The sequence below is a fragment of the Aliiglaciecola sp. LCG003 genome (assembly GCF_030316135.1).
GTDB lineage: Bacteria > Pseudomonadota > Gammaproteobacteria > Enterobacterales > Alteromonadaceae > Aliiglaciecola.
In genome coordinates this window covers 1,189,416-1,215,601 of record NZ_CP128185.1, presented here as the reverse complement: position 1 = coordinate 1,215,601, position 26,186 = coordinate 1,189,416, and the positions used below count along the sequence as shown (strand labels likewise).

Annotated in this window: 21 protein-coding genes; 5 read left to right on the top strand and 16 right to left on the bottom strand. The window is 39.9% G+C overall.

The annotated features are described in order from the left end of the window. Positions 1–17 precede the first annotated feature (17 nt). The 5 genes from ppnN to QR722_RS05070 all read left to right on the top strand — a co-directional run bounded on the left by ppnN (position 18) and on the right by QR722_RS05070 (position 5,321). The gene (gene ppnN, locus QR722_RS05090) at positions 18–1,376 is read left to right on the top strand and encodes a nucleotide 5'-monophosphate nucleosidase PpnN (protein WP_286285888.1); all 1,359 of its coding nucleotides are present in this window, start codon (positions 18–20) and stop codon (positions 1,374–1,376) included. Between the two features lie 131 nt (positions 1,377–1,507). Further along, entirely contained in the window at positions 1,508–1,882 is a 375-nt protein-coding gene (locus QR722_RS05085; RefSeq protein WP_286285886.1) for a DUF3192 domain-containing protein, read from the top strand. Between the two features lie 35 nt (positions 1,883–1,917). Then, a complete protein-coding gene (locus QR722_RS05080) occupies positions 1,918–3,630 on the top strand; it encodes a hypothetical protein (protein ID WP_286285882.1) in 1,713 nt (570 codons plus the stop codon). Positions 3,631–3,778: 148 nt separating this feature from the next. Next, a complete protein-coding gene (locus QR722_RS05075; protein ID WP_286285880.1) occupies positions 3,779–4,786 on the top strand; it encodes an isocitrate dehydrogenase in 1,008 nt (335 codons plus the stop codon). Between the two features lie 214 nt (positions 4,787–5,000). Then, positions 5,001–5,321, top strand: coding sequence for a ComEA family DNA-binding protein (locus QR722_RS05070; protein ID WP_286285878.1), 321 nt, complete (start codon positions 5,001–5,003; stop codon positions 5,319–5,321). Positions 5,322–5,415: 94 nt separating this feature from the next. On the opposite strand, the gene galU is transcribed toward QR722_RS05070, so the two are convergent. The 16 genes from galU to QR722_RS04990 all read right to left on the bottom strand — a co-directional run bounded on the left by galU (position 5,416) and on the right by QR722_RS04990 (position 26,160). Beyond that, the gene (gene galU / locus QR722_RS05065) at positions 5,416–6,309 is read right to left on the bottom strand and encodes a UTP--glucose-1-phosphate uridylyltransferase GalU (protein ID WP_286285876.1); all 894 of its coding nucleotides are present in this window, start codon (positions 6,307–6,309) and stop codon (positions 5,416–5,418) included. 1 nt (position 6,310) lies between these two features. After that, complete coding sequence (locus QR722_RS05060; RefSeq protein WP_286285873.1) at positions 6,311–7,651, bottom strand: UDP-glucose dehydrogenase family protein; 1,341 nt, start codon at positions 7,649–7,651, stop codon at positions 6,311–6,313. Between the two features lie 308 nt (positions 7,652–7,959). Next, entirely contained in the window at positions 7,960–9,900 is a 1,941-nt protein-coding gene (locus QR722_RS05055; RefSeq protein WP_286285870.1) for a polysaccharide biosynthesis protein, read from the bottom strand. 119 nt (positions 9,901–10,019) lie between these two features. Then, positions 10,020–10,577 carry a sugar transferase gene (locus QR722_RS05050; RefSeq protein ID WP_286285867.1) on the bottom strand — a complete coding sequence of 186 codons (558 nt, stop codon included), beginning with the start codon at positions 10,575–10,577 and terminating at the stop codon, positions 10,020–10,022. Between the two features lie 13 nt (positions 10,578–10,590). Continuing rightward, positions 10,591–11,529 carry a UDP-glucose 4-epimerase family protein gene (locus tag QR722_RS05045; RefSeq protein WP_286285865.1) on the bottom strand — a complete coding sequence of 313 codons (939 nt, stop codon included), beginning with the start codon at positions 11,527–11,529 and terminating at the stop codon, positions 10,591–10,593. 57 nt (positions 11,530–11,586) lie between these two features. Next, positions 11,587–12,765, bottom strand: a complete 1,179-nt coding sequence (locus tag QR722_RS05040; protein WP_286285864.1) for a glycosyltransferase family 4 protein — start codon at positions 12,763–12,765, stop codon at positions 11,587–11,589. A 23-nt stretch (positions 12,766–12,788) separates the two neighbouring features. Continuing rightward, on the bottom strand, positions 12,789–14,042 hold the full coding sequence (locus tag QR722_RS05035) for an O-antigen ligase family protein (protein ID WP_286285860.1): 1,254 nt from the start codon (positions 14,040–14,042) through the stop codon (positions 12,789–12,791). 9 nt (positions 14,043–14,051) lie between these two features. Next, positions 14,052–15,101: a glycosyltransferase gene (locus QR722_RS05030; RefSeq protein ID WP_286285859.1), complete on the bottom strand. Its 1,050-nt coding sequence runs from the start codon at positions 15,099–15,101 to the stop codon at positions 14,052–14,054. Next, entirely contained in the window at positions 15,091–16,158 is a 1,068-nt protein-coding gene (locus QR722_RS05025; protein WP_286285857.1) for a glycosyltransferase family 4 protein, read from the bottom strand. The genes QR722_RS05030 and QR722_RS05025 overlap by 11 nt, the downstream gene beginning before the upstream one ends. Next, positions 16,155–17,294, bottom strand: coding sequence for a glycosyltransferase family 4 protein (locus QR722_RS05020; protein ID WP_286285855.1), 1,140 nt, complete (start codon positions 17,292–17,294; stop codon positions 16,155–16,157). Before QR722_RS05020 ends, QR722_RS05025 begins: the two co-directional genes overlap by 4 nt. Further along, positions 17,287–18,465 (bottom strand): glycosyltransferase family 4 protein, encoded by a 1,179-nt coding sequence (locus tag QR722_RS05015; RefSeq protein ID WP_286285853.1) that lies wholly within the window; start codon positions 18,463–18,465, stop codon positions 17,287–17,289. The genes QR722_RS05020 and QR722_RS05015 overlap by 8 nt, the downstream gene beginning before the upstream one ends. A gap of 1,154 nt (positions 18,466–19,619) precedes the next feature. Further along, positions 19,620–20,186 (bottom strand): acyltransferase, encoded by a 567-nt coding sequence (locus tag QR722_RS05010; protein ID WP_286285851.1) that lies wholly within the window; start codon positions 20,184–20,186, stop codon positions 19,620–19,622. A 10-nt stretch (positions 20,187–20,196) separates the two neighbouring features. Then, entirely contained in the window at positions 20,197–21,222 is a 1,026-nt protein-coding gene (locus QR722_RS05005; protein WP_286285849.1) for an NAD-dependent epimerase/dehydratase family protein, read from the bottom strand. Positions 21,223–21,264: 42 nt separating this feature from the next. Next, positions 21,265–22,530 carry a Vi polysaccharide biosynthesis UDP-N-acetylglucosamine C-6 dehydrogenase TviB gene (gene tviB, locus QR722_RS05000; RefSeq protein ID WP_286285847.1) on the bottom strand — a complete coding sequence of 422 codons (1,266 nt, stop codon included), beginning with the start codon at positions 22,528–22,530 and terminating at the stop codon, positions 21,265–21,267. Between the two features lie 13 nt (positions 22,531–22,543). Next, positions 22,544–23,491, bottom strand: coding sequence for a Wzz/FepE/Etk N-terminal domain-containing protein (locus tag QR722_RS04995; RefSeq protein ID WP_286285846.1), 948 nt, complete (start codon positions 23,489–23,491; stop codon positions 22,544–22,546). A gap of 41 nt (positions 23,492–23,532) precedes the next feature. Then, complete coding sequence (locus tag QR722_RS04990) at positions 23,533–26,160, bottom strand: SLBB domain-containing protein (RefSeq protein WP_286285844.1); 2,628 nt, start codon at positions 26,158–26,160, stop codon at positions 23,533–23,535. Positions 26,161–26,186: the final 26 nt, after the last annotated feature.

The following is a 26,186-nucleotide window of genomic DNA, read 5'->3' as shown; positions in this document are numbered from 1 at the left end:
TATCAAGAGGTATAAATATGACATCGATTCAACTCAATCCAGTAGGCACGCTTTCCCAGTTATCCCAATTTGAAGTGGACAAACTCAAGCAGTCTGTGGACGGGGAATTATATAATCTATTTAGAAATTGCTGCTTGGCCGTGCTTAATTCTGGGGTAGAAGAAGATAATTATGAAGAAATGTTCGAACCCTACCAAGATTTTTCAGTCAATTTAATTCGCCGCGAGCGTGGGGTGAAGATTGAATTAATTAATCCTCCAGCAGTGGCCTTTGTAGACGGCAAGTTGATCAAAGGTGTGCATGAACATTTGTTTGCTGTGCTGCGTGATATTTTACATATGGCGGATAAATATCACTTTGACGAAGGCGAGATTTCTGAATCCCGTCAACTGACAGATATTGTATTTGACATGCTGCGCCATGCAGAAGTTATCAAAGTAGGCAGTGATCCCAACATGGTGGTCTGCTGGGGTGGACATTCTATTGGTGAAATTGAATACACCTATACGAAGAAAGTCGGCTATCAACTGGGCTTGCGCGAAATGAACATTTGCACTGGCTGCGGACCCGGTGCAATGAAAGGGCCAATGAAAGGCGCAGCTATAGGGCACGCCAAGCAACGGTATTCTCAGGGCAGGTACTTAGGGATCTCTGAGCCTTCAATTATCGCTGCCGAGCCACCAAACGCCATCGTCAATGAACTGGTTATCATGCCCGATATCGAAAAACGTTTAGAGGCATTTGTCAGAATAGCCCACGCTATCGTTATTTTTCCCGGCGGGGTTGGTACGGCGGAAGAATTATTGTATTTACTAGGTGTAATGCTGCATGAAAATAATCGTAAGCAGGTACTGCCGATTATCTTAACCGGTCCGGTGCACTGTAAGGAATATTTTGAATCGATCGATAAATTCGTCGGTGCCACCTTAGGCGCAGAGGCCCAAGCTTTGTATGAAATTATTATTGATGACCCTGAAAAAGTCGCCCAAACCATCAAGCGCAAGCAGGAATCGGTTAGTGCCCATCGCCGCGAAAAAGGTGACTCTTATCTATTCAATTGGTCGTTGAGTATAGAGCCGGAATTTCAAAAACCCTTTATTCCAACTCATCAATCAATGCAGGCCCTTAATCTCCATTTCACCCAGCCTAAAGCTGAACTTGCCGCCGCGCTACGTCAGGCATTTTCTGGCATTGTGGCGGGTAATGTGAAAGCCGAAGGGATCAAACAGATCCGCCAGCATGGCCCTTTTACCATCAATGGTGACAGTAAGCTGATGGCTATGCTAGACACACTGTTGGAGTCATTTGTTGCGCAACAACGGATGAAATTGCCAGGCAGTCAATACAGCCCGTGCTATCAGGTTGAAACGCTCTAAACTAAATAAAAAGGGCTTTATTCGGCAAATAAACCCCTTTTCGCGATCAGTGGTCTTTTATCGGGCCACTAATTTCATTACCATAGCGGTATTAATATTTGTACTGTTAACTACGGATCGTCAGCTCAATTATGAACAGCAAAGTTGTTAAACGAATAGGCCTTGGGGTCTTACTCTATATAAGCTTCGTTGTGGTATTAGTCATATACAACCCTGACGATACGTCAAAAATGGGCTGGGAAGACCGCCAAGAATTTAATACGGTGCAAATAGCCAAGTTAGAAATGGGCACGCCACGTGATGCTATTTTAGAATTAATGGGTCCACCTGATATCAGCGAAGCCAAAAAAATGGATGACGGCTACGTGCAAGTGCTGTTCTATCGCACTCAGCATAAACAATCTGATGGCATCACCACCCAAGACGAATGCACTCCACTATTATTTGAAGACAACACCTTGGTCGCTTGGGGCGATGGCACCTATCAAGCCTATTTGAACCGTTAATGTCGTCAAACAATTTTAAGGATTGATGCGCCTCTATGCCTATCAATACCGTTGCCAAAACATTTAATACACTAGCGCAGCATATTGATGCCTATGACCCTAACTCGCTCAACAGTGACAAAATCAGCAAGACGCTTAAATTAAGTGAGCAATTTTTAGCGGGTTTTAAACAGTTCCCTGATGTGTTCGTGGCGCAAACCCAACTGTATAAATCCAAAAATAGCTTTACCCATAATCTTGCATTCAATAGCTTGGCATATTGCTCGTTATTGTGTCAGCAACTTAAAATTAATGATCTGTGTTGTCAGCAATTATTGAGTGCAATCATTAGCCTCTACGCTGAACGCAATCAGCAGTTGATTGACTATTACATTGAACAAGGCACTACTCCCACCTCGTTTAAACACATCAAACTGCTCAAGATGTTAGCCAGCGTAAATCAGCAAACTTGGCTGAATGCCTATTCTGTTGCCCGTTACTTATTTATTGGTAGCATCTCTTTGGGGAAATGGCCTCAAACCCTGAGCAAGATCCAACGAGTCGTGTATCTTGCTCATTATCTCGCGGTAGCCAGTACTTCCCATCAGCGTTTTAAAGCACGTCCTTTCGGAGAGGTGATGAAAAATGCAGTGCAGTCTTGCCCTCCGACGTGGCTAGAAATGCTCAGTGTATTAATTGATTACCCTAGCTTGATCCCGCCTGGCAGTTTACTCAAGACCCAAAATAACACCTCAGGAATGGTCTTGAGCGTGTCTGACAACCGTGTATTGATCGCCCAATTAGCCTCTGGCGAACGTCAACAACCCTTGTTACTGCGTATCGAAAAGCAAAACATCAAGCGAATCTCTGCGCCCCAAGGGGTCAATGGCTTTAACCAAATGCTGAATTGGTGGAATGACGCGTGGCTATTGGAGCGAGACGAGTTTTCGCCTCCCAAGGATGACTATTTTGCCTTGGATAAACCCCCAATGGTGTTATTGGAAGTGCAGGAACAATTAAACAGCGGTGACGTTGATATTGACAAACTTGCAATGAAAATCAGTGATGAGCCCGCTTTTGGGGACTATCTCAAAGCCACTGCCACCTTGTCAAACCGTCATAAGCAACCGGTCAATCAAGTTAAACATGGATTAATGATGCATGGCTATGAGCGCACCAACAACATGCTGATTGAACTTGCGTTGCTGTTACGACTAAACCAGAGTTACTTTCCACTCCAGCAAAACTTTACCCAATTCACCAAGCTCACTTGCGCCATTGCCGCCAGCATTGCCAGCTTAGGTAACACTGTTATTGCCCAGCAGGCGTCGAATTTAGCTTGCTTTACTTGCAGCGGACTATTCACTCAGCCCAGCTTGAAAACACGCACTCAGTGGACGACAGGTACAGCAGATTTTTTCGACATCAGAACGCTGTTTGACTTTAGCAATGCACAAAACCTATTAACCCACCCTTTGAAGTTGTGTAAGGCCTGGCAACAACCCAGTATTTTTACCCAAGCGATCAGCAGTCATATGCTGTTGCCGGATCTGAATGATCAGGAAAAGTTGACCAAAACACTGGCGGTAATTATCGGATTGAGCCTCATAATAGCGCGACAATGCTTTTTTGGCGAAGAGATAACCTGCAGTAATTCAACTACTTACCAGCAACAAGCGCTGGCGTTTTTAGGCTTGACTGAGTTGGATAGCATCACTTTACAACAGCAAGGCCTGGCTAACAGCCATTGTTACTGGGAACTGCCCTGACATAAAAATCGACTTTTTTACCTAGACAGCCATTCATATGGCGTTATCCGTGGTAAAAAGACTGAAAAAATGGTATAAAGCCGCCCTAAAATTTTAAGCCATCGCCGCAGCATGAACTAAGCTGTGGGTATACCGAATAGGAAAGACTATGACACAACAACGCATAACCGTTATTAAAGGCGACGGGATCGGTCCAGATATCGTAGATTCAGCACTTCAAATACTCGACAAAGTAGGCTGTGATTTCGCCTATGATTTTGCCGATGCAGGTTTGATGGCGTTGGAAAATCACGGTGAGTTGTTGCCTCAGGAAACCCTGGATCTTATTGAAAAAAACAAGGTAACGTTAAAAGGACCATTAACGACGCCAGTAGGGGAAGGCTTTACCTCTATCAATGTAAGCCTACGTAAGAAATTTCAATTGTACGCCAACATTCGTCCGGTTTTATCTTTTAAAGGGACTAAAGCCCGTTACGAAGATATCGATATTATTACCGTACGTGAAAACACCGAAGGTATGTATTCTGGCTTAGGCCAAGTCGTTTCAGCAGACGGCACAGAAGCCGAAGCCATGAGTAAAATTACTCGTGAAGGTGCTGAGCGTATCGTTACTTTCGCCTATGAGCTTGCTCGTCGCGAAGGCCGTAAAAAAGTCACAGCCGTGCATAAAGCTAACATTTTAAAATCCACTTCTGGTTTGTTTTTGAAAGTAGCCCGTGAGATTGCTGACAAATATCCAGATATTGAATCAACAGAGATGATTGTGGATAACACCTGCATGCAGTTGGTGATGAACCCGCATCAGTTTGACGTGATCGTGACAACCAATTTATTCGGTGACATCTTGTCTGATCTTTGTGCTGGTTTGGTGGGCGGTTTGGGCATGGCGCCTGGTGCTAACATCGGTAAAGATTGTGCAATTTTTGAAGCCGTTCATGGCTCAGCGCCTGATATTGCTGGTAAAAATTTGGCAAACCCTACGTCTGTAATTTTGGCATCTATTCAAATGCTAGAATATTTACAGATGAGTGATAAAGCCGAAAAAATCCGTGAAGCCCTCAAAGACGTGATCGAATCAGGTGACCGCACTACTCGTGATTTGGGTGGCGTACATGGTACTACTGACTTCACGCAAGCGGTATTAGAGCGTCTATAAGCGTAAGTCATATAAATGTTTTCTAAAGCCCACTTCGGTGGGCTTTTTTTATAGGCGGAGTATGTCCCCTGCAACATCTTCAAGCTTCTCCAAGCCCCCCAGTAAGAAAAACTAGACTTTACATTACCCTGAGCTAGATCTACTTTTAGATTGTGCTCACACAGCACGCATGGAATAGAACCACCATTAACAACTATGAGAAAGGAGAATCTCAATGAAAAAGTACTTACCTACCCTAATCGTTGCCTGTGCCATTTATGTAGCGAGTGCGCCAGCACTGCAAGCGCAAACTCTGCAGCAGAAAATTCAGACCGCAAAAACTCAATTGAAAGCCGATACGCAGAAGATCAATGTGAATACAGCTGATGCATCACAACTTCAGGCGTTACCTGGAATTGGCGCCAAAAAGGCTGCTCAAATCGTCGCCTATCGAGAACAAAACGGTCAGTTCTCAACCTTGCAAGATTTGACAAACGTTAAAGGGATTGGCACCAGAATGGTTGAAAAGCTGCAAGATGCCGCCTCGGTAAAATGAAAAAAGACACCTAATTAACTAGCCAATTAATGATCGTTACATCAGCTTTGGCCGCGTTAATTGGGTGCCTTTATGTCAAGCTTAGAAAAGCGAACTACTTAACGATATCTTTCAAAAACGCCATGAAATCATCGCCGATTTCTTTGTGACGCAATGCATATTCCACATTGGCCTTCATATAGCCAAGCTTACTGCCACAGTCGTGGCTTTTGCCAGTCATGTAATAGGCATCAACCTGCTCTTCACTCATCATAGCAACGATGGCATCAGTCAGTTGAATTTCTTCGCCAGCCCCTGGTGGTGTGTATTCCAGCGCGTCCCAAATTTTTTCTGACAACACATAACGGCCAACTACAGCCAAATTAGAAGGCGCTTCATCCACCGGCGGCTTTTCGACCATTTGGAAAATTTTGGTAGACTCTCCCGCACTCAATTCGTGGCCTTCAAGATCAACCACACCGTACTTGCTAACATCTTCCTCGGGAACCGCTTCAACCATAATTTGACTGACACGGGTGGTATTGAATTTAGCCACCATATCAGCCAGATTGTCTTTCTTAGGGTTACACGCAGCATCATCAATAATTACATCAGGCAAGACCACTGCAAAAGGATTATCACCCACCATAGGACGTGCACATAAAATCGCATGGCCCAGGCCTTTAGCGACGCCTTGGCGCACGTGCATAATAGTCACATCTTTTGGACATATGGCTTGCACATCATCTAACAACTGACGCTTAACCCGTTTCTCCAGAGTCGCTTCAAGCTCAAAACTAGTATCAAAGTGGTTCTCGATACTGTTTTTACTGGCATGGGTGACTAGAATAATTTCTTTGATGCCCGCCGCGACACATTCGGCCACGACATATTGGATCAAAGGCTTGTCTACAACCGGTAACATTTCTTTCGGAATAGCCTTAGTGGCTGGCAACATTCTGGTGCCTAATCCCGCAACTGGTATAACTGCTTTTTTTACCTGACTCATATTAACTTTCCTTAACTGATAAACCACGACCTATAGCGTAGTAATGCAATCCGTATTCCTGCATTAAAGACGGTTCGAATAAGTTACGTCCATCAAATAACAATGGCTCGGTTAATTTCTGCTTAATCAAATCAAAATCTGGGGCTCTGAAAGCTTGCCATTCTGTGCATATAACCAAGAAATCAGCACCATCTAGGGCGGCTTCTTTAGTGCCCATCAAACGTAAGTCTGTGCGCCCATTATAGATACGCTGAGTTTCTTCCATCGCTTCTGGATCGTATGCCTGCACCGTGGCTCCGGCATCCCATAAACTTTCCATTAAGACTCTACTGGAGGCTTCACGCATATCATCGGTATTAGGCTTAAACGACAAGCCCCAAAGGGCAACGGTCTTACCTTTTAGATCACCATTAAAATGAGCAGAGATATAACTGAATAATTTTTCTTTCTGCTTATAGTTAACTGCTTCAACTGCTTCTAGAATTTTAGCGGTGTAGCCAGCCTGACTTGCACTACGAGCGAGCGCTTGCACATCTTTGGGGAAACATGAACCGCCATAGCCGCAACCAGGGTAAATAAACTGATAACCGATACGAGGATCAGAGCCGATTCCACGGCGCACGTTCTCAATGTCTGCACCAAAGACTTCAGCCAGATTAGACATTTCGTTCATAAAACTGATTTTGGTGGCAAGCATGCAGTTGGCCGCGTATTTGGTCAGCTCGGCGCTGCGAATATCCATCACTATGATTTTGTCGTGATTACGGTTAAATGGAGAATACAGCTCTCTGAGCTTTTTCTCAGCAGATTTACTGTTAGTACCTATAATAATGCGATCAGGCCGCATACAGTCATTGACCGCCGCACCTTCTTTAAGAAACTCAGGATTAGATACCACATCAAAGGTAACTGACTTATCTAACGACGTTAATGTATCAGCAATACGAGCCTGAACTTTATCTGCAGTCCCCACAGGCACAGTAGATTTGTTGATAACAATTTTATGTGAATGCATATGCTCAGCAATAGTTTTAGCCACCGCTAATACATATTTCAAGTCTGCTGAACCATCTTCATCTGGCGGCGTACCGACCGCAATAAAGATCACATCACCATGATCTACGCCTACTTTGGCATCTGTGGTAAATTTCACCCGACCCGCTTCAAAATTAGACGTAACAAGGGGCGTCAACCCTGGTTCATAAATAGGAATAATTCCCTTCTCAAGATTATCGACCTTATTCTGATCCACATCGATGCAAACTACATCATGGCCCACTTCCGCAAGCACCGCGGCTTGCACAAGTCCAACATAACCAATTCCGAAAACGGTGACCTTCATAGTCGAATGTTCCTTTAAATTTTAGTACAGGGTGTTCATCGATAATAAACAGAATCGTACATCAAGAAGACGCTCAGTTCCATTATTGAACACCGTAACAGCTAATAAATATACTTAAATTCAATCAAGTAAGTTAACCGATTGGTTTAAACACTTTGAGGGTTGCAGAGGCTAGTAAATGAGGTATAAAAAGGTTGAGCACAAAATTAAATTGGCTCAACCTGTTATTTAACAATGTAAATTAGCAGAATAATTCTCAATGAACGAGACTGCTACGCAGAAACGACTAAATCACTTGCACGCCAGTGCTAAGATCGAGTTGGTAAGGCAACCACTTTTTCGTTCATACTGTTGTCTTGATGGTCTTGTAACCATACTAAGTCACAAATACCGTCACTGGGGTTAAATCCTGTTGGTGCTGTCAGTAATATCTCACGGATCACTTCTTGGTCATATGCGTGACAAGCCATTTCCAATCTTTCTAGAATTGGCTTTAAGTTATCCCAAGTCAACATACTTTCGTGAGCTGTCATGATACGCTCGTGTGCTGTGCCGCTTACATCATCACCAATAAGTAACTCTTCATAGAGTTTCTCGCCTGGACGCATTCCAGTAAATTTAACCGCTATATCACCATCGGGGTTGTTATCATCTTTAGGCTTCAGCCCGCATAGGTGGATCATTTTATAGGCTAGATCAACGATTTTAACTGGGGCTCCCATATCAAGTACAAACACATCACCGCCCTCTCCCATGGCTCCAGCTTGTATAACCAACTGAGAAGCCTCGGGTATAGTCATAAAAAAGCGGGTGATTTCTGGGTGAGTAACGGTAACTGGCCCGCCATTGTCAATTTGATTGCGGAATAAAGGTACTACTGAGCCTGATGAACCTAATACATTACCAAACCTAACCATACAGAAACGAGTGCTGTGGCTTTCTTCATCCAATGCTTGTAATACCAACTCAGCCATGCGCTTAGTCGCCCCCATTACATTGGTGGGGCGGACGGCTTTATCCGTTGATATCAATACGAAAGTTTCAACTTTAGCTGCTATAGCGGCGCGAGCCGTATAATAGGTACCAAAAACGTTATTTCTTACCCCTTCGACCACATTCTGCTCTACCAAGGGTACATGCTTATAAGCTGCCGCATGGTAAACGGTTTGAACCTTAAATGACTGCATCACCGCTAAAACATGTTTTTCACGCTGTACCGTACCTTGCGTGGGTAAGATCTCAACGTTACACCCCAGCGCTGCGGCTTTTATTTTCAATTCTTTATCGATGGTGTAAAGACTGTATTCAGAAATTTCGAATAACACTAACTTTTTTGGTGAAAACTTAAGAATTTGACGACAAAGCTCCGAGCCTATAGATCCGCCAGCGCCAGTCACCATCACGACCTTACCCTTAATGTTTGCTGACATAAGATTCTCTCGTGGAGCCACAGCATCCCTTCCGAGTAAATCTTCGACTTCGACCTGCTTAACATCAGAATAGAGTTTATCACCACTGACCAAATCGCTAGTAGATGGAATAGTTAGTACTTGTACGGCTAATGGCTCTAGGGTTAACAATATTTGCTTACGACGCGAACGGGGGGCACTTGGAATGGCCAATAACACTTTAGTGGCACCGTATTCGCGCACTAACTTGCGGATGATAGACGGAGAGTGCACGTGTACACCTTGTATAACCGTGCCGTGTAAGGTTGGGTCATCATCGACAAAGGCAATGGCCTTATATTCATAGCTTTGAGCCAAGGAGGTAACTAATTGTCGACCACTCACCCCTGCGCCGTAAATAATCACTTTTTCGCCGACACTTTTAATTTGATGTCCAAAAGCCACCCGCACCATTACTCGAGCGCCACCGATAAATACCATGGCAAAGGCAGCATAAATAATGGGCACAGTACGAGGTAAGCTTAAGCCACCATAATAAGCAGTTAACACAATTGTCAGCGTAGAAATAACAACGCCAGAAACGATAGCGGTCAAGGCTTGCAAGCCTAAATAACGCAGTACCGCTCGATACAATCCTAGTTTAGCAAATACAAAAATACTTGCAGTACAGATAATTGGTAAAAACAACCAATAACGAGAATCAAACACCACGGCAAAGCTATCAAGCCTAACGGCCAGAGCACCAAAAAATGACACTATGATAATAAGCGTATCAATTGCAACACTAACAACCCGCTTCTGGGCTCTGGGCAGCCGAAACAGTATTTGCATAAAATCCATTTATTCCTCCATAATATTGCAATAGATTATAACTTAAAAACAAACTTTGATCCCAAGACCATCAGATTATCTGATAGGGTTTTGGCTTTACAATCAAAAAAGATAGATAATTTAGATAGTTAGTTTGGATTAACCCGGTCACCCGCTCCCTTACCAACTACGGTCATTATTATATACTTGAAGTAATTAGTAACGGTAAGATTATTCAGCATTTTTTCATCTGTTTCCGCCAGTAATTCTGGAGTCGACATATCAATATCATTAACCTGAGCTAAACCTGTAATACCAGGGCGCTCCTTAAATACCCCTCTTTTATCTCGAGCGTCAGTTAACTCTTGCTGGTTAAACAAGCCAGGCCTTGGACCAACTAAGCTCATTTCACCTTTAAGTACATTCCATAGTTGCGGCAGCTCATCTAGCTTAGTGCGGCGCAAAAAACGTCCGAAAGGGGTAATGGCTGAAGCACTCGCTAAGTGACTGGCTACTGAAACCGTATCAACTTTCATCGTTCTAAACTTAACTAAAGTGAAAGGTTTCTTATTCCTGCCGACTCGCACTTGCTTAAAAATTGGAGAGCCAGTATCGAATAGGCCGATGATAAATAAAGCTATAAATACAGGAAAGCCGAAAAGCAAACCCATAAGAGAAAAAACAATATCAAAAAAACGCATTAACATATAAAAGACAACTCTATTTGTAAAAACAACGACGAATTCCTTCGGAGAAGGAGATTGGGGGTGACCAGTTTAACACTTTTTTTGTATGCTCTATATCAACTTGCAAAGATCCAAACAGACGCTCTACAACAGCACCTTTTCCAAGAATATTAGCAGCAAACTGCATTAGAGCGACAGGCACAGGAATTAACCGATTTGGGCGGCCAGCAGCACTAGACATTTCACAAAGTAGCTCGGCAGTGGATACATCATGCTCATCGCTAACAAGAAAGGTTTGATTAGCTGCTTTGGGGTGGTCAATACAGGTTACAATTAAGTCTACTAGATTATCAACAGAGACTAGACTTCGCTTATTTCTTGTAACACCGCCTAGCGGTAATGGAACACCTTTTTTGACCCATTTAAGCATAGACGCAAAATTACCTTTGACGCCTGGACCATAAACTAGCGGGGGACGAATTATGACCACTTCCATACCCGTATTCTCTGCTATATCGCGTAAACCAACTTCTGCTTCATATTTGCTTAATCCGTATGGGTCAGTTGGTATAAACTGATCGGCTGCTCTAAACGGATAATCATGTTCTGTAGATTCACCATTTACTTTAATCGAGCTTATAAATATAAAACGTTTGACACCTGCTGCTGCCGCCTGCTTCGCCAAGTTAATAGTACCGTAGGTGTTTACCTCTCTAAATTCATCAAGTGGATTTGACGAGCTATCATTCATAACGTGCACTCGAGCAGCACAGTGAATAACTACATCAGTTCCGCTAACTGCGTTTGAAAAGTCAGTTTGAGATGTTAAATCCCCTTGGAAAAATTCAGAACGTAATGTATTAGGCTTTGTGCGACCATAAACTGATAAAGACACTAGCGAGGGTAAACTATCTAAAATAGCGCCACCGAGAAATCCCGTAGCACCGGTTAACAAAATAGACCTACGACCCATTATTTTTTCCTACAGTTAATTAAGGTAACAGAAAATTAATTCGCGATGTTAATTAGGCTAGAGAATAGTATTGCACTTAGGACGTACTTTATAAAAAAGGCCGGCATAAATGTCATAGGTTGTATTAACAACATTCTCAATAGAGTATTTTTCTTGGGCCATTAATCTTCCGTTTCGACCAAACGAAATTCTTAGTTCCTTGTTGTTTATTAAAGTCTCTATCGCATCGGCAAGCTTTTCGGTATTTTTTACTGGAACTAAAAGCCCTGTAACATGATCCACTATAGCTTCATTACATCCGACGGTATCCGTAGTAACAACTGCTCTACCTGCAGCGGCAGCTTCAAGTAGTGTTTTTGGCATACCTTCCCTATATGACGGTAGACAAACAATATCGCATTCTTCATAGATAGCAGCCATATCCTGCACATGACCATACCACTCAACCACCCCTTCATTGACCCAGCGATTTACAGCTTCAGGGCTTACAGAAGTTGGGTTTGCAGCCCCTGCGGAACCAACTAATACAAATCGCCAAGTGATACCTTTATTTCTAAGCAGTCGGGCAGCATCAACAAATTCGCATAAGCCTTTATCTACCAATAACCGAGCAGGAAAAACCACAACTCTTTTTCCTTCTTCTAATATATGGTTGTATTTTTCTAGATGAACACCCGACCCTTGTATAATTTTTACCGACTCCGGTGCCACTCCCTTTTTGTTAGAAAAGTAGTTAAAATCATATGAATTTTGAACAATAATGACTTTATTCTTGTGGGAGAGTATAAAGGCTGTCACTTTATCGATTGCCCATACTAATGCCCGTTTGAGAGCCCCCCCTTTAGAAGTATACAAATAGCCCATACCGGACACAGCTAATACTAAGCATTTTATACCGGCTAGCCGAGCCGCAAGACCACCGTATATCATACCCTTGGGTGTTACCGTATGCACTAAATCTGGTTTATCTTTAACCAAAATATAAAAGAGTTGTAAAAAACCAATTAACTCGAAAATTACATTTTTACCTATAGGGTTAAATTTAAGTTTAGCGAAAGGGATATCTAACTCATTTAATTTTTTTATGGCAGGTAATTCCATTACATCCCCGCCGGAGTTGCCAAATAATACTTTAACTTGCCATCCGAGCTCTTTAGCTCGTTTTGCAAGTTCTAATCGGTGCGAAACAAAAAATGCTCCTTGGTTAACCACAAAATATATTTTTTTGTTTTTCATAAATTAATTTTACTTCTTAACACTCAGTTTAATGTTTGTAATGGCATGATTTTCACAAGACGATTTTTCATTTTTTTTAGGGTTCTGTCATTGAAGTAAAGTAACCAAGGAAGCAGGAAAAAGAACCAACTGAATGCGGTATTTAAATTATTGTGTGCCAAAGAAAATATAAACATTCCAAACCAACAAGGAAAAAGGCTATCAACTCCAAATCCTTTATTTTTTTTGATAAGTAAAGCAGTTTTCAACAGAAAAAATATCACTAAAGCAAAAGAGACTAAACCTAGCTCAGCCATGATTCTTAACAGATCATTGTGCGTTACGCGCCTATCTTGTTCAGAAGCGTCAATAGTTCCGTGTTCCAATACAATTTTATCAACATCAGAAGAGTAGTTAGAAAACTCGGAAATAAATCGGCCCCATCCAACACCAGCAAAGGGATTCTCCAGCGCCATAGAAATTGCAATCTTGGCGAATATGAGCCGTTCGGCATCACTACCTCCGGTTTCGCTGCTGCTGAATCTTGTTAATCCAGAAAATAAAAGCAGACCAACAAGCACGACCCCAACACTCAAGTAGGCAAACATTTTAGCTAGACTGGCCTGTTTATATACAATCCATACCATATAGGCTAGCGGAAATACCAAGGCTGCTCGTGAGCCGGAAATAATTATGGCAACCGTCATTATAAATAAACTAACCCACCTAAACTTTCGGGGAAAATAACACAAAACCGGAACCCAACCTACTCCGATAAATAATGCGAAATAGTTTGGATTCGCAAAAGTGGCTTCTATTCTAGAGGTCGTAACACCTAAAACATATTCGACTATTCCAAAGCATGCAGTCAAAAACGCCAACTCACCTATAAAACGCAGTATTAAAATCAGATCACGGTTGTCTTTTAGCGTAATTAACAAAAAGCTTAATACACTGATTACTACTAGATAATTGATGAATTGACTCTTTGCGTCATTGTCAAAGGGCGCAAAAAGAAGCGATGCCAAGATAAGAAAAAGGAATACTAGTGGAAACAACAGAATTTTATGGAATGACTTTTTTTGAACAACCAAAATTAAGAAAAAACCAGCAATAAAAACTTGGATGAGTTGATGGAGCTCTCTGAAAATCAAACTGAAATTTTGTGAAAAGCACACAATACTAGTAAAAAAAAGGGCACAAATTTTTAAATTGGTTGACTTATTTTGTATACAAAAACGCCCCCACAGCAAGATAAAAAATGGGGGGGCGATCAAATTTATAAAATCTTCTGGCATAATTTAAGTCTAATTCAATAATTTGTTGTAAACATCAATATGCGCTTCAACCATAGATTCTAAACTGTAGCTTTCTAATACTTTGGCATGTAAATTTTTGCCGCGGTCGATTGCTTCATCATAATTAACAGAAACATAATCCATCATTTTGGCGAAGCCCGTTAACTCACATAAATACCCACACTCACCTCCTAATAACTCAGGAATAGCACCCACAGGTGTAGCTATTACTGGAAGGCCGATAGCCCCTGCTTCTAATAACACCATAGGCAGCCCTTCCCAAAGAGATGGCAACACGAGACAGTCAGATACAGATAGCACATTCTGAACGTCATTGATAACGCCCAATAGCTGCACCCTATCTCCAACCTCATACTTTCTTATTGCTTCAATAACATCATCACGAAGATAACCATCGCCTGCTAGCAGTAATTTTGTATTTCTGTTTTGTAGTTGTGAAAATATTTTTATCAACCCAATAGGGTTTTTTGGTTCTTCAAGTCGCCCTAAAAATAGAAATGTTTTATCCTGTATCTTGTCATCACGCAGCGAATAACGACTAACTTTTACAGAGTTTTTAATTATTCGGGTTATTTTAGCATTCATTGAAGGGTGTTGTTTAACACTAAAAATGACATCTGCTGCCCTAAACAATTTGGTACTGGTGATAACTAACTTACGGAGCCCACTAAAACCACTAGCAGAGTGACTTGTAAAAACGATTTTCAACTTAGGCTTAAACACTTTCATAATTAATGCAAAGACAAGTGCATGAAACATATGAGCATGAATTATATTAACTTTATTCTTTTCAATATACTTTTTTAAACGCAGAATTGTTCTCAAAAATGAAAGTGGATTTTTATTTAAATTTAAATTATTAAACTGAAAAGGAAAACTTCCATATTGCTCCTTTAATCGACAATCATGGTTGAGCGCAATTACATGTGCATCAATAGCGTTATTTATCATAGCTTTTGAAAGTTCAACGACCACTCTTTCAGCGCCACCCACACCCAACCCAGTAATTAGTTGCAAAACAGCAGGTTTATAGTTCATCTTTCATCCAGCTTGTAATTTGACTCGCGACATTTTTCCATGAAAATAATTGAGAGTTCGCTCTAGCAGCGTCTGAAATCTCTTTCATCATTTCATTATTTTCCAATAGCATATTTATTAAGTTTACATACTTGGATGTTTCAAATGTTTTTAAAACGAAACCTTCCTTCTCATTCGCAAAAATTGAAGAAAAGTCATTCGAATTTGAAGTAATAACGACGTTTCCGGAAGCCATAGCTTCTAACATAGATGTGGGAGTCCCCTCCGATAACGACGTCATCAAAAAAATTGAGGAGGACTTCATTAAGTTTGCTACTTGTGCATAGTCTAAATTACCCATTAGCGAAACATTTAATATATTTCTTTCGGCCAACAAATCTTTTATCTTATCAAAAAGTGGGCCATCACCAACTAAACAAAATTTCAAGTGAGGTAACTTATCAGCAATGTCAACTATCAACTTATGATTTTTAACTTCTACGAAAGAACCTACACTAATCACATCTATTTCTTTCTGTTGACTGTTAAGTTTGTCAACAATGTAGAAACTTTCATCAACACCGCTTGTACGCCAATAAGATTTACTAACTATATTTTTCTTTAAAAAATTAACATCTTCCAAGCCAGTACAATAAACTACATCAATTGAGCTACTAACAAATTTATATATCAGTCTTGATAAATAGCTCTTGGGAATCTGCCCATGAATCGACCCCATAACGACTCGAGCCTTACTAACACGCTTAATTAGTTTAGCAAAGAAAAAAGCGCTCCATGCTCCATGAATATGTATTACATCGTAGGTAAGTTTATTCTTCCTGATCTTTTGGCTTAAGCGTAGATAGAATATGAGGTCCCGGAGGCTCTGTGGCCTAACTTTTCTAAGGCTAAAACTGAATTTTAATTTAATGTCATGTGATGAAACAGCTAGTCCGTCAGAAAAAGCGAGTGTTACATCGTGGCCTTGCTTAATCTGCTCTTCAGACAACCTTAATATATGCTTTTCCATTCCCCCAGGATTTGGAGGTAAAAAAGGGTATATTCTAAGAATTTTCATGAGCTAATTTCAGTTGCCATTACTGCTTTTCGATACATATTGAAAACGTGATTCCACTCAAACTTTTCCACAATTATACTACGTGCATTTACACCCAGAATGTTCCGAAAAGATTCATTTGAAATGGTTTTTCGCAGGCATTTCTCAAGGTTGACTCTATATGGAAGGTTAATTAGCATAGCATTAACATTATCCTCAATAACACCTTCCACATATCCAACATTAGTCGCTAAAACAGGCAATCCCGCCGCCATGGCCTCTAAAATTGCCCGAGGCACGCCCTCAGAAACTGAATAGTGTACATATATATCATTTTTAGCCAGTTCTAGAGATAATTGTTCATGAGACAAATTTTCTAATATTTTCAGGCCAGTGAGATCACCATTATTTTTGGCAATCATATTGTATGATTCTTTCAAATCACCAGAGCCAACGATTGTTAAATGAAATTTAATCCCTGTCTGGTATAGATCTTTTAGAAGGTTTTCATGGTTTTTAAGTTTGGAAAATCTACCGACTGTAATTATATTTACAATTCCATTTTCTATGTGATAAGAGTTTTTAACATGTTTAAAAATTTGTAGATTAACTCTGTTTGGTATAATTAAAATTTTGCTGCCCAAGGTCCCGTAAACATCCTCAATATAGGATGTCATTGTCTGGGATAGGCTACGTATTGTATTTGCTCTGTTAAAAGTAAATCTAGTTAAAAGGTAAAAAAATCTATACTTCATTTGTGAAAGAAAACTATTACCTAACCTTTTAAAATAGTGCTCTCCATGAATCTCAACAAATAATGTATAGTCAAACATGCCTTTAAAAATGGCCGCTACAAACCCTCCGAGAACCGGACATTGAGCAACAACATTCGTAGGCCTGTAACGGGTAAAATAAACGGGAAGAATAAAACTTAATAAGAAAAACACGAACTGCCTTGAGCCAAAAGATGGAATTAAATGCAGATGTAAATTGTCTTCTTTTGTATAGCTAAATGACATATCAGTAGAACGCGCTACAATATGATATTCATCAAAACCTTTTGCTAACTCTTTCCAAATAACTTTTGAATGATGTTCGGTCGGTAATTTAGGATACTGGTTAGCACTTATGTGCATTGCTCTTGTTGGCTTACTCAAAAATAACCTCTTTGTACATTCCAGCTATACGTTCTGTTGCAAACCGCTCAACATGATTTCTATTTTCTCGGGCAATTGCACTGCCTAGTTCTTCATCGCTGATCAAATGGATTAGATTCGCTATAAAGGCTCCAACATCGTCTTTATCTGAGATGAATTTTGTCTGCAGAAGCCCTACCAATTGATTAGTTCCGCCGGCGTCAGTACTTACGATTGGCAAAGATGAAGCCATGGCTTCTAATACAACACGGGGAAACCCCTCGTTGTATGTAGGATGGATAAAAACATCGCCTATCTTATATAAGTCCTGAATTACAGAATTGGGAACATCTCCAAGAAATAAACAATTTTGGTATACATCAAATTTTTTAGCTAAGCTCTTTATCGACGACAATTCAGCGCCAGCACCAGCAATAACAACGAAAACATTTTCCATTTTCCCAGCGAGTTTCATTTCGTTTAAACAATGAGGGAAATACATCGTTGTTTTTCTAACAGGAGAAAGTCTATGAACAAGCAATAGAATTTTAGTGTCTAGGGCCAAATTATTCTTGAGTAGAAACTCACTTCTCATTGCCTGTTTCTTTTCCGCATTTACTTCGAAACGAGCTATATCTATATCGTTGTAGAGCAGCCTTATTTTATTTCTTTTTACACCGGCTACATTTGCATAATAGTCGACCATTGATTCAGGGCCGGTAACGAAGTAGTCAACTAGGTATCTAGCTAATCGGCTAGGTAAATAAGAAGTCAAATACCACTTAATTTTTTTAGCATTTAATGGTCGCTCTAAATCCCATTCTAATGTAGTACCGCTTTGCCAAAAATATGTTCTACCACCAAACATTTTATTAGAAATAGCGGCTACTATTGCAGTAGTGCTTGCAATCCTTACATAGCTACGATTGAACCCTTTGGCATTCAAGTCTTTTAATTTCAAAAACAATTCAATAAAACGGCCTATTTTTCCATTTTTATTCAAAACAGTTACAGAGATGTTTTTTTGAATGAAAGTCGGAATATCAGATGCTTTTTCAATTAGCAATACAATATCAACACCCTGCTTAGCCATCTCTTCCAAAAGATTTAAGACGTGAAAGAAATGCGATGATTCATTCTTTGAATAACTATTCAGAATATATATTAATTTTTTATTTTTAGGTGAAGTCATCGATCTTATCCGTATTGTAGTATGACATTATTAAATATAGAACCATTGCATTGTTAACCAATAGGAAAGAGTACGCACCTAATGCAAAATTGATATTGTCCGTATGCAAAATAACACTGAAGATCATGAATGATATCAGTGAAATCACCATAGATAAATTTAAAGGCCTAGTCTTAAACCGCCTTAACAGTTTAGCTCGCAGGGAAATAGTAATTGATATAGGGTAAACTAAAAAAGAAACTACAACTAAATGCCAAATACTCACACCAACAGTAAGATAAAAGTAAATGAAACCTACAATAATAATCATAGTTTGACAGATGGGTGAAACAATAAGAATTAAGTTGTTCGGGGACTTTTTCACAAATTCCCTATTCAGTAACAAAGACTCTAATGTTCTCAAAAAACTGACTCCAAATACTAGGCATTTTTGATATAATGCAAAAATCCCCAGAACCTCTTTAGATACAAAAGGTGCTAATATTAGTGCGAGTGAATTGTCATAGAACTTTTTTAATACTGAATTCAAATAATACCCTTTGACAATAGGGATAGATGCCAACATGAATTTCCTTAATCTTTTAAAAGTTACCATTTTAAATGACTTGTTATAAATGTTGAATACAATGAAAAACATAACTAACACAAAGAACAACTGTATAATAGTGTAGCAAATAAGCAATTCTTTAATGGTCCACTCGCTGTTGGAAATTAAATATAAAATGGTACATTTTGAAATTGAAATTAAAATTTGAATTGTCAGGTATATATCTAACCTAGCTTTCGCTTGAAATAGCACATCAAATAAATTTGTCATCCCTAGAGCGCAGCAATAAGCAATAAAAAATAAAGAAACTATTCCTTGCTCTGAAAAATATAAGAAACAATATAATGATGCTAATATAACAATTGGGATCTGAATATAAATATAAAAAGAAACGACTAAATCAAAAAGTCCTTTTTTATCCTGAATTCTTAAACAGGTAAATGTAGGAGGAAGAATAACTTGTATCAAGAGTATTATAGATACTATTGCTGATAACAAATAAAATTCGCCCAATAATGTAATCGATATATTTTTTATGATTAAAAAAGTAACTAAGAAAGCGAAAGCTGAATTGACTATGTTAAGCATAGACTGAGAAGCTAATTTTTTAAGCATTGTCTTTGGTTACAAATATCTTTGAATGGGCAAAAGTTCGGTATACAAATTTATCTTGTGCTTTTAATTCTTCGTATTTCTCAGCATCTCTGAATTTTACCGGCTTAGCGGGGTTACCCACAGCAATGGCTCCTGCAGGTATGCTCTTACTTACTATTGAACCCGCTCCAATAACAGCGCCCTCACCTATCTCTACCCCAGGTAAAATAATGACATTTCTTCCTATCCAAACGTATTCATTTATTTTTACTTCTGCGCAAATCATTTTATTATCAAACGGAAGTGCACCTAAAGTTGGACCGTCAAAATAATGTGTTCGGCTATAAATGATTACACCAGGTGCTGTAATAACACCTTTACCGATTACTATATTGCCCGCACCATCAAAATCAGCTCCAGGTCCAATATTGACATCATCACCAAGAAAGATGTTTTGAGGGTAAGAAAAGTTACTTTTTAAGGATTTAAACTGGGTGTTTGTCCCTACAGCCCCAAATCTTAATTTTCGATATTTAAGAAAGCAAATGAAAGCTAATAAATAGCGTTTAATGTATCTCATAAGTCACACGTTAGTTTGAAATGAATTTAATATACCAAGGCATAGCCAAGTCTATCCCTGATGCAATAGTGTACTCTGGCTGGTAACCCAATGCCTTGCGGGCTTTACTTATATCAGCTTGAGAGTGCCTCACGTCACCGGCTCGAAAATCACGATAAATAGGTTGATTCTTATTACTAACGCCGTTTTGGTTTAAAGCTGATTGAATGGAATAATACAATTCATTTAGCGTTGTTCTATCACCTACAGCAACGTTATAAATATTGTCTTTTGCATCGTCCGGCGCAGTCGCGGCAAGTATATTCATTTGGACAGTATTTTCTATAAAGCAAAAGTCTCTACTTGTTTCACCATCACCATTAATAAACACGTCTTCGCCTTTGATCATCGATGCTGTCCATTTAGGTATTACCGCAGCATATGCTCCATCAGGGTCTTGTCTTTTACCGAAAACGTTGAAATAACGTAATCCTATCGTTTTAAATCCATAGGTACGTGAAAAAACATTTGCATATAATTCGTTAACGTATTTAGTAACTGCATAAGGCGAAAGCGGATTACCAATATTTTCTTCCACTTTAGGTAGGGCTGGATGGTCTCCATAGGTAGAACTACTCGCAGCATAGGTGAAGCTTTTAACACCGGCTTCTTTAGCTGCTTGTAGCATATTCAGAAAACCGGTGACATTTGCTGAATTGGTTGTAATTGGGTCGGCAATAGAGCGAGGAACCGAGCCAAGGGCTGCTTGGTGCAATACATAGTCAACATTCTGTAGAGCCTGTTCACAAGCACTATAATCACGAATGTCGCCCTCAATAAAAGTGAAATTTTCCCATTGGTAATCAGTTACTAATTTTTTCACTTCATCTAGGTTATGTTGATGGCCGGTAGCAAAATTATCTAAACCTATTACTTTTTGGTCTAAACCTAGTAAAGTCTCCAATAAATTGGAACCAATGAAGCCAGCTACACCTGTAATTAGCCAGGTTTTGGGTGCTTCTAGCAACTTATCTTTAACTAAATCAAATTGTGACATGTATTTAATAACCCATTAATGTTGAATGTATATATCTTTAAATTACAGACGCATGTCTACATCGTCTTTAGGAAGAATGTATTTTAGGTCATAAAGAACATGGCTTGCTTTACCAAAATTGCGAATTGTCTCCACACCCAACTGCTTAAACTCATTATGACCCACAGCTAGAATAATCCCGTCGTAGTAATCTTTTTGGGGAGACTTGACTACTGATAAGCCATATTCTCTTTCTGCTTCTTCATTAGAGCACCAAGGGTCATATATATCAGCATGAATATTGTATTCACTCAATTCTGAGATAATATCAACAACTTTAGTATTTCGAAGGTCTGGACAATTTTCTTTAAATGTTAGTCCCATTACTAGAACATTAGAGCCCTCAACCTGGATTCGTTTCTTCATCATACGTTTGACTAACTGTGAGACTACATAAGCGCCCATCCCATCATTAAGTCTTCTACCGGCCAATATCATTTCCGGATGATAGCCAACAGATTCTGCTTTGTGAGTTAAATAGTATGGATCTACTCCAATACAATGCCCTCCAACTAAACCAGGTCTAAATGGTAGAAAATTCCATTTAGTTCCAGCAGCTTCCAGTACTTCTAAAGTATCTATATTTAATTTGTTAAATATAATTGAAAGCTCGTTAATTAATGCAATATTGACATCTCGCTGGGTGTTCTCAATAACCTTTGCAGCCTCTGCAACTCTAATTGAAGACGCTTTAAAGGTACCTGCTGTGATAACCGATTTATATAGGGCGTCTACTTTATCAGCTATCTCTGGGGTTGAGCCTGAAGTAACCTTTAAGATGTTGGTGACTCGATGTTCTTTATCACCTGGATTAATCCGTTCTGGCGAATAGCCAGCAAAGAAATCTCTATTGAATTCCAACCCTGATACTCTCTCTAACTCAGGAATACAAACTTCTTCCGTAGCACCAGGGTATACTGTAGATTCATAAACCACTATATCACCTTGAGCAATTACCTCACCAAGCATTTGGCTAGCTTTAACAAGAGGGGTTAAATCAGGTTGTTTATGTCTATCAATTGGTGTCGGTACCGTAACTATATAAATATTTGCTTCAACTAAATCTGATTTATTAGAGCTGAAAGTTAGATTTGTTGCTGCTGCTAAATGTTCAGCCTCTACTTCTAAAGTCCGATCATAGCCTGTTTGTAATTCAGTGATTCGATTAATATCAATATCAAAACCAATTACATTAAACTTTTTTCCGAATTCTACTGCTAATGGAAGTCCTACGTACCCCAACCCAATTATAGCTATCTTATATTCCATATTTAACTCAATTCTATTTTTTAAAAAAGTGACGAATGAAAATTATGAGTAACCCCAAAATGAATCCCATCAGCGTTCCCAAGATGCACATGAAGGCCCGCCGAGGTTTGGATTTTTCTTCAGCAACCATTGCAGGTACAACGGTTTTTATTAAATACTCATCACTTACTTCAGCTAGCATTAATGTTTGAGTCTGCGCTTCAATCATATTGTAAAAAACTGACTTCATTTCATTAATATTTGTTGTTTCAATTTTAGATTTCAAATATTCAATATTTTTTCTTGATTCTTGCATGTCATATTGCTGATAAAGTAAATTAATATCGGCTTTCAATAAATTTACCCATTCATAAGCTATTTGTGGTGAATAGTGTTCAACTGCAATTGTCAACATACCTGTTTTGGGGTCATTTGAAATAGACAACATTGTTTTTAATTTTCGATAAGTTTTCCAGCTTGTCGGTTCGTTATTTCCAATCCATGCTTTAGTTTCAGGATTATAGATATCTTCATTGTAAATTAATTCATTTTTAGACGCATCCCAGCCTTTAACTGCCACAATAATGGCCTTTAAGTTATGGTCAGCAACAAACTTATTTAAGAATGGCCAACTAATTAACCTTTCTACAGCTTGATCAATTCTACTGCTTTCGTTGCCACCCAAATTCACGCCAGCTAACGACGCTAAACCGCCAAATTGTGAAGCTAGCCCTCCAAGACTTCCTTTGCCATCATTCTGAGACGGTACTAAAAGCATTTCAGATTTGTAACTATTAGGAATACTCAATGCATATAAGACTGAACACACCGCAAAAAATACGGTCATTAAAATAATTAACCATTTACCCTTTAAAACTATATTCCAGATTTCAAGGAGGTTTATTTCATCAACCTTTGAAGATTCTGGCATTTGTTCCTGCGGTACAAGAATGTATTGAACATCTTTATTATTTGAATCCATATTTATATTTTCACCGTATCTTCATTAAGTATCCACAGAACTTACAGGCGACCGATCGCAACTAACGCAATGGCTGATTGATAGAAAATCTGTGTTACGGTTTGCCATAAGCCTAGTCGCTCGTAGTTCACCACATCACGGGGTACTACGATTGTGTCTCCGGCTTCTAAATTTACTGACTCACCGCTATACCAAAAATTGTTATCGGGGATTTGTACCGAACCATTGGCTTTAACGATATAGATTTTACTTTGATCGGCACGTTCGGTTAGGCCACCGGAGCGATCAATGTATTCATCAAGGGTAATGGTTTCTTCTAAGATGTGGGTTGTTGGCACAAATACCTCGCCTACTACTGAAACAGAAGGAGAGATACTTGGCACATAGAGTTTGTCGCCATCTTTTAACTGTATGTCAGCCACATCATCCCCACCGACTACGCCAGCTAGGTCAATAACTAATCGACCTACAGGCTCAACCGATAGCAGCTCATCTAAGATGACTTTAGCATCCTGATAATCGACAGTTTTTACATTCTGACTGCCTGACACATTACTGGTAATAATTTGCTGGCGTAACTCTTCAACCGTTTTGTCTAAGTTGGCTATTTCGCGCTCTTTTAGCTCTTCACGGGTAAAGATAGCCGCTCTAACGCTGGCCTCGGTAGTGAAGCCTCCTGCGCGTTTGATAATTTGTGCCAAAGTTTCGTTTTTCTTAATCTGGTAAGTACCTGGGAAAACCACTTCGCCGACCAACTCAACTTTACGATTGTCATACCAATCAGGAGTGCGCATAACATTCAAGGTATCTTTACTAACCAGTGGCTGATTAGCCGTAACATTACCTAATAATGCATCGACTAAATCAATATTGATATGTTGCACATTAAAGGTGCCATTAACATCTACTTGGGTGCGAGACAGTTCGGCTTTTTTTACGAAGGCTGACTCAACCAAGCCACCAGCGGCCTTAATTAAATCGGCTACTCTACCAGCCTGAGAGATTGGATAAATGCCTGGGTAACGCACTTGGCCGGTAATTTCAGCTAGTTTAACCGGGTGATTAATGGTGCCTTCATCTTTTAAGCGAGCAATAATCGGCGCGAGTAAGCGTTTCCGGGAAAACTGCTGTGTATCTTTGAGTAATAATTGTTTCTCGGTAAAAGAGGCAGCTTCTACATTTTGTAAATAATTAGCCTGCTCGGTTTTTATATCATCTTGGGCTTCTTTTAATTCACCTTCGGTAACTTGTTTTTCAATAGTTTTGGCTTCATCACGACCGAAGCGATTAAACAGGGTAATTTGATCAAAACGCTGCAAAGCAAAATCTAGCGAGCCATCCAGCACTTTTCTGGGTTCAAACTGAATAACTTCACTTTGTTCGGCGAATTTGTCACGTCGGACAACCAAAGCATAATCCAAATCGGTGCCATTAAGCAGCCCGTTGTTTTTGATAACTGAGGCCAAAGTTAGACTGGGTTTCCACTGCATCAACCCAGGGGTAGCATAAGCACCAGCCACCACTATTGCGTTGGAAAACTCATCATTAGCATCGGGAATATTAATGTAATCACCATTAACCAAAGACATAGGTTTAGTGGTGCTGCTTATCAAATCAATGGTTTTTACTTCTAGGCCTGCTTGGGGTGTTTTGCGAGCAATTTGGATCATATCAACCGCGCCACTAGGTAAAGCACCACCAGCGATTGAGATTAAATCTTGTAGCGTTTCATTTGCTTTTGCTTCATAAATAGCTGGCCTTCTGACATTGCCATCAATACTGACTAGTTTTTGCACTGTAGGAATAAATATCACATCCCCTTGTTGCAAGCGCTTGTCATTTTCAGTATTACCAAACACCAATAAATCATAAAGATCGAAGGTAACAACGGTTTTACCTGCTCGTTTTAATTGAATATTTCGCAGTGAACCAATTTCATTCACTCCTCCGCTGGCAAAAAGGGCGTGCGTGATAGTAGACAACGAGCTCAGCGTAAATGCGCCCGGGCGGTATGCTTCGCCCACCATATACACCTGAATAGTGCGAAGTTTACCCATAGTGATATGGGGCGTAACACCTATCACTTGCTGGCTATATTTTTCGGTTAACTGAGTTTTAAACTCATGATAGGTCAGCCCAACAACAGACATGGGGCCTAAATCGGGCACTTGAATACTGCCTTCGTTGTTGACAAAAAGCTCGAACTCGCCGGTTTCTTTTCCAAAAAGTTGTACATTTACACTATCACCCGGGCCCATCACATAATCGGCAGGCACTGGGGTGTTGGCTGAAGGGGCGAAGGAAATCTGCTCTTGCATATCTTCAGGTGTGGCGAACAGACTGTAGCCAAATGGTTTGAGCTCTGCTGTCAGCTCTTTGGCGGCACTTTGTTCGGCTAATTGCTTAGAGATGTCTTTTTCGTTTACATCTCTTTGAACCTGATAATCATCTTCAGACTGCTCATTCGGGTTTGAGCCATCTTTAGAGCCTAACTTAAAATCAGCAATATTAACCCCAAGCTGCTTAGCCAGTGCTTCTTGCTGCGCTTTGGGCATATTCTTGAACTGTTGAATTTGTTGCGGGGTTGGGCTGAATGCTTGCCCGTAGGCTGGGTTGCCAAGTACAAAAGTTAACAACAATACAACTTGGATTTTAAACTTTTTTAACATGCTGCTATCCCTAAGTAACTAAAGCC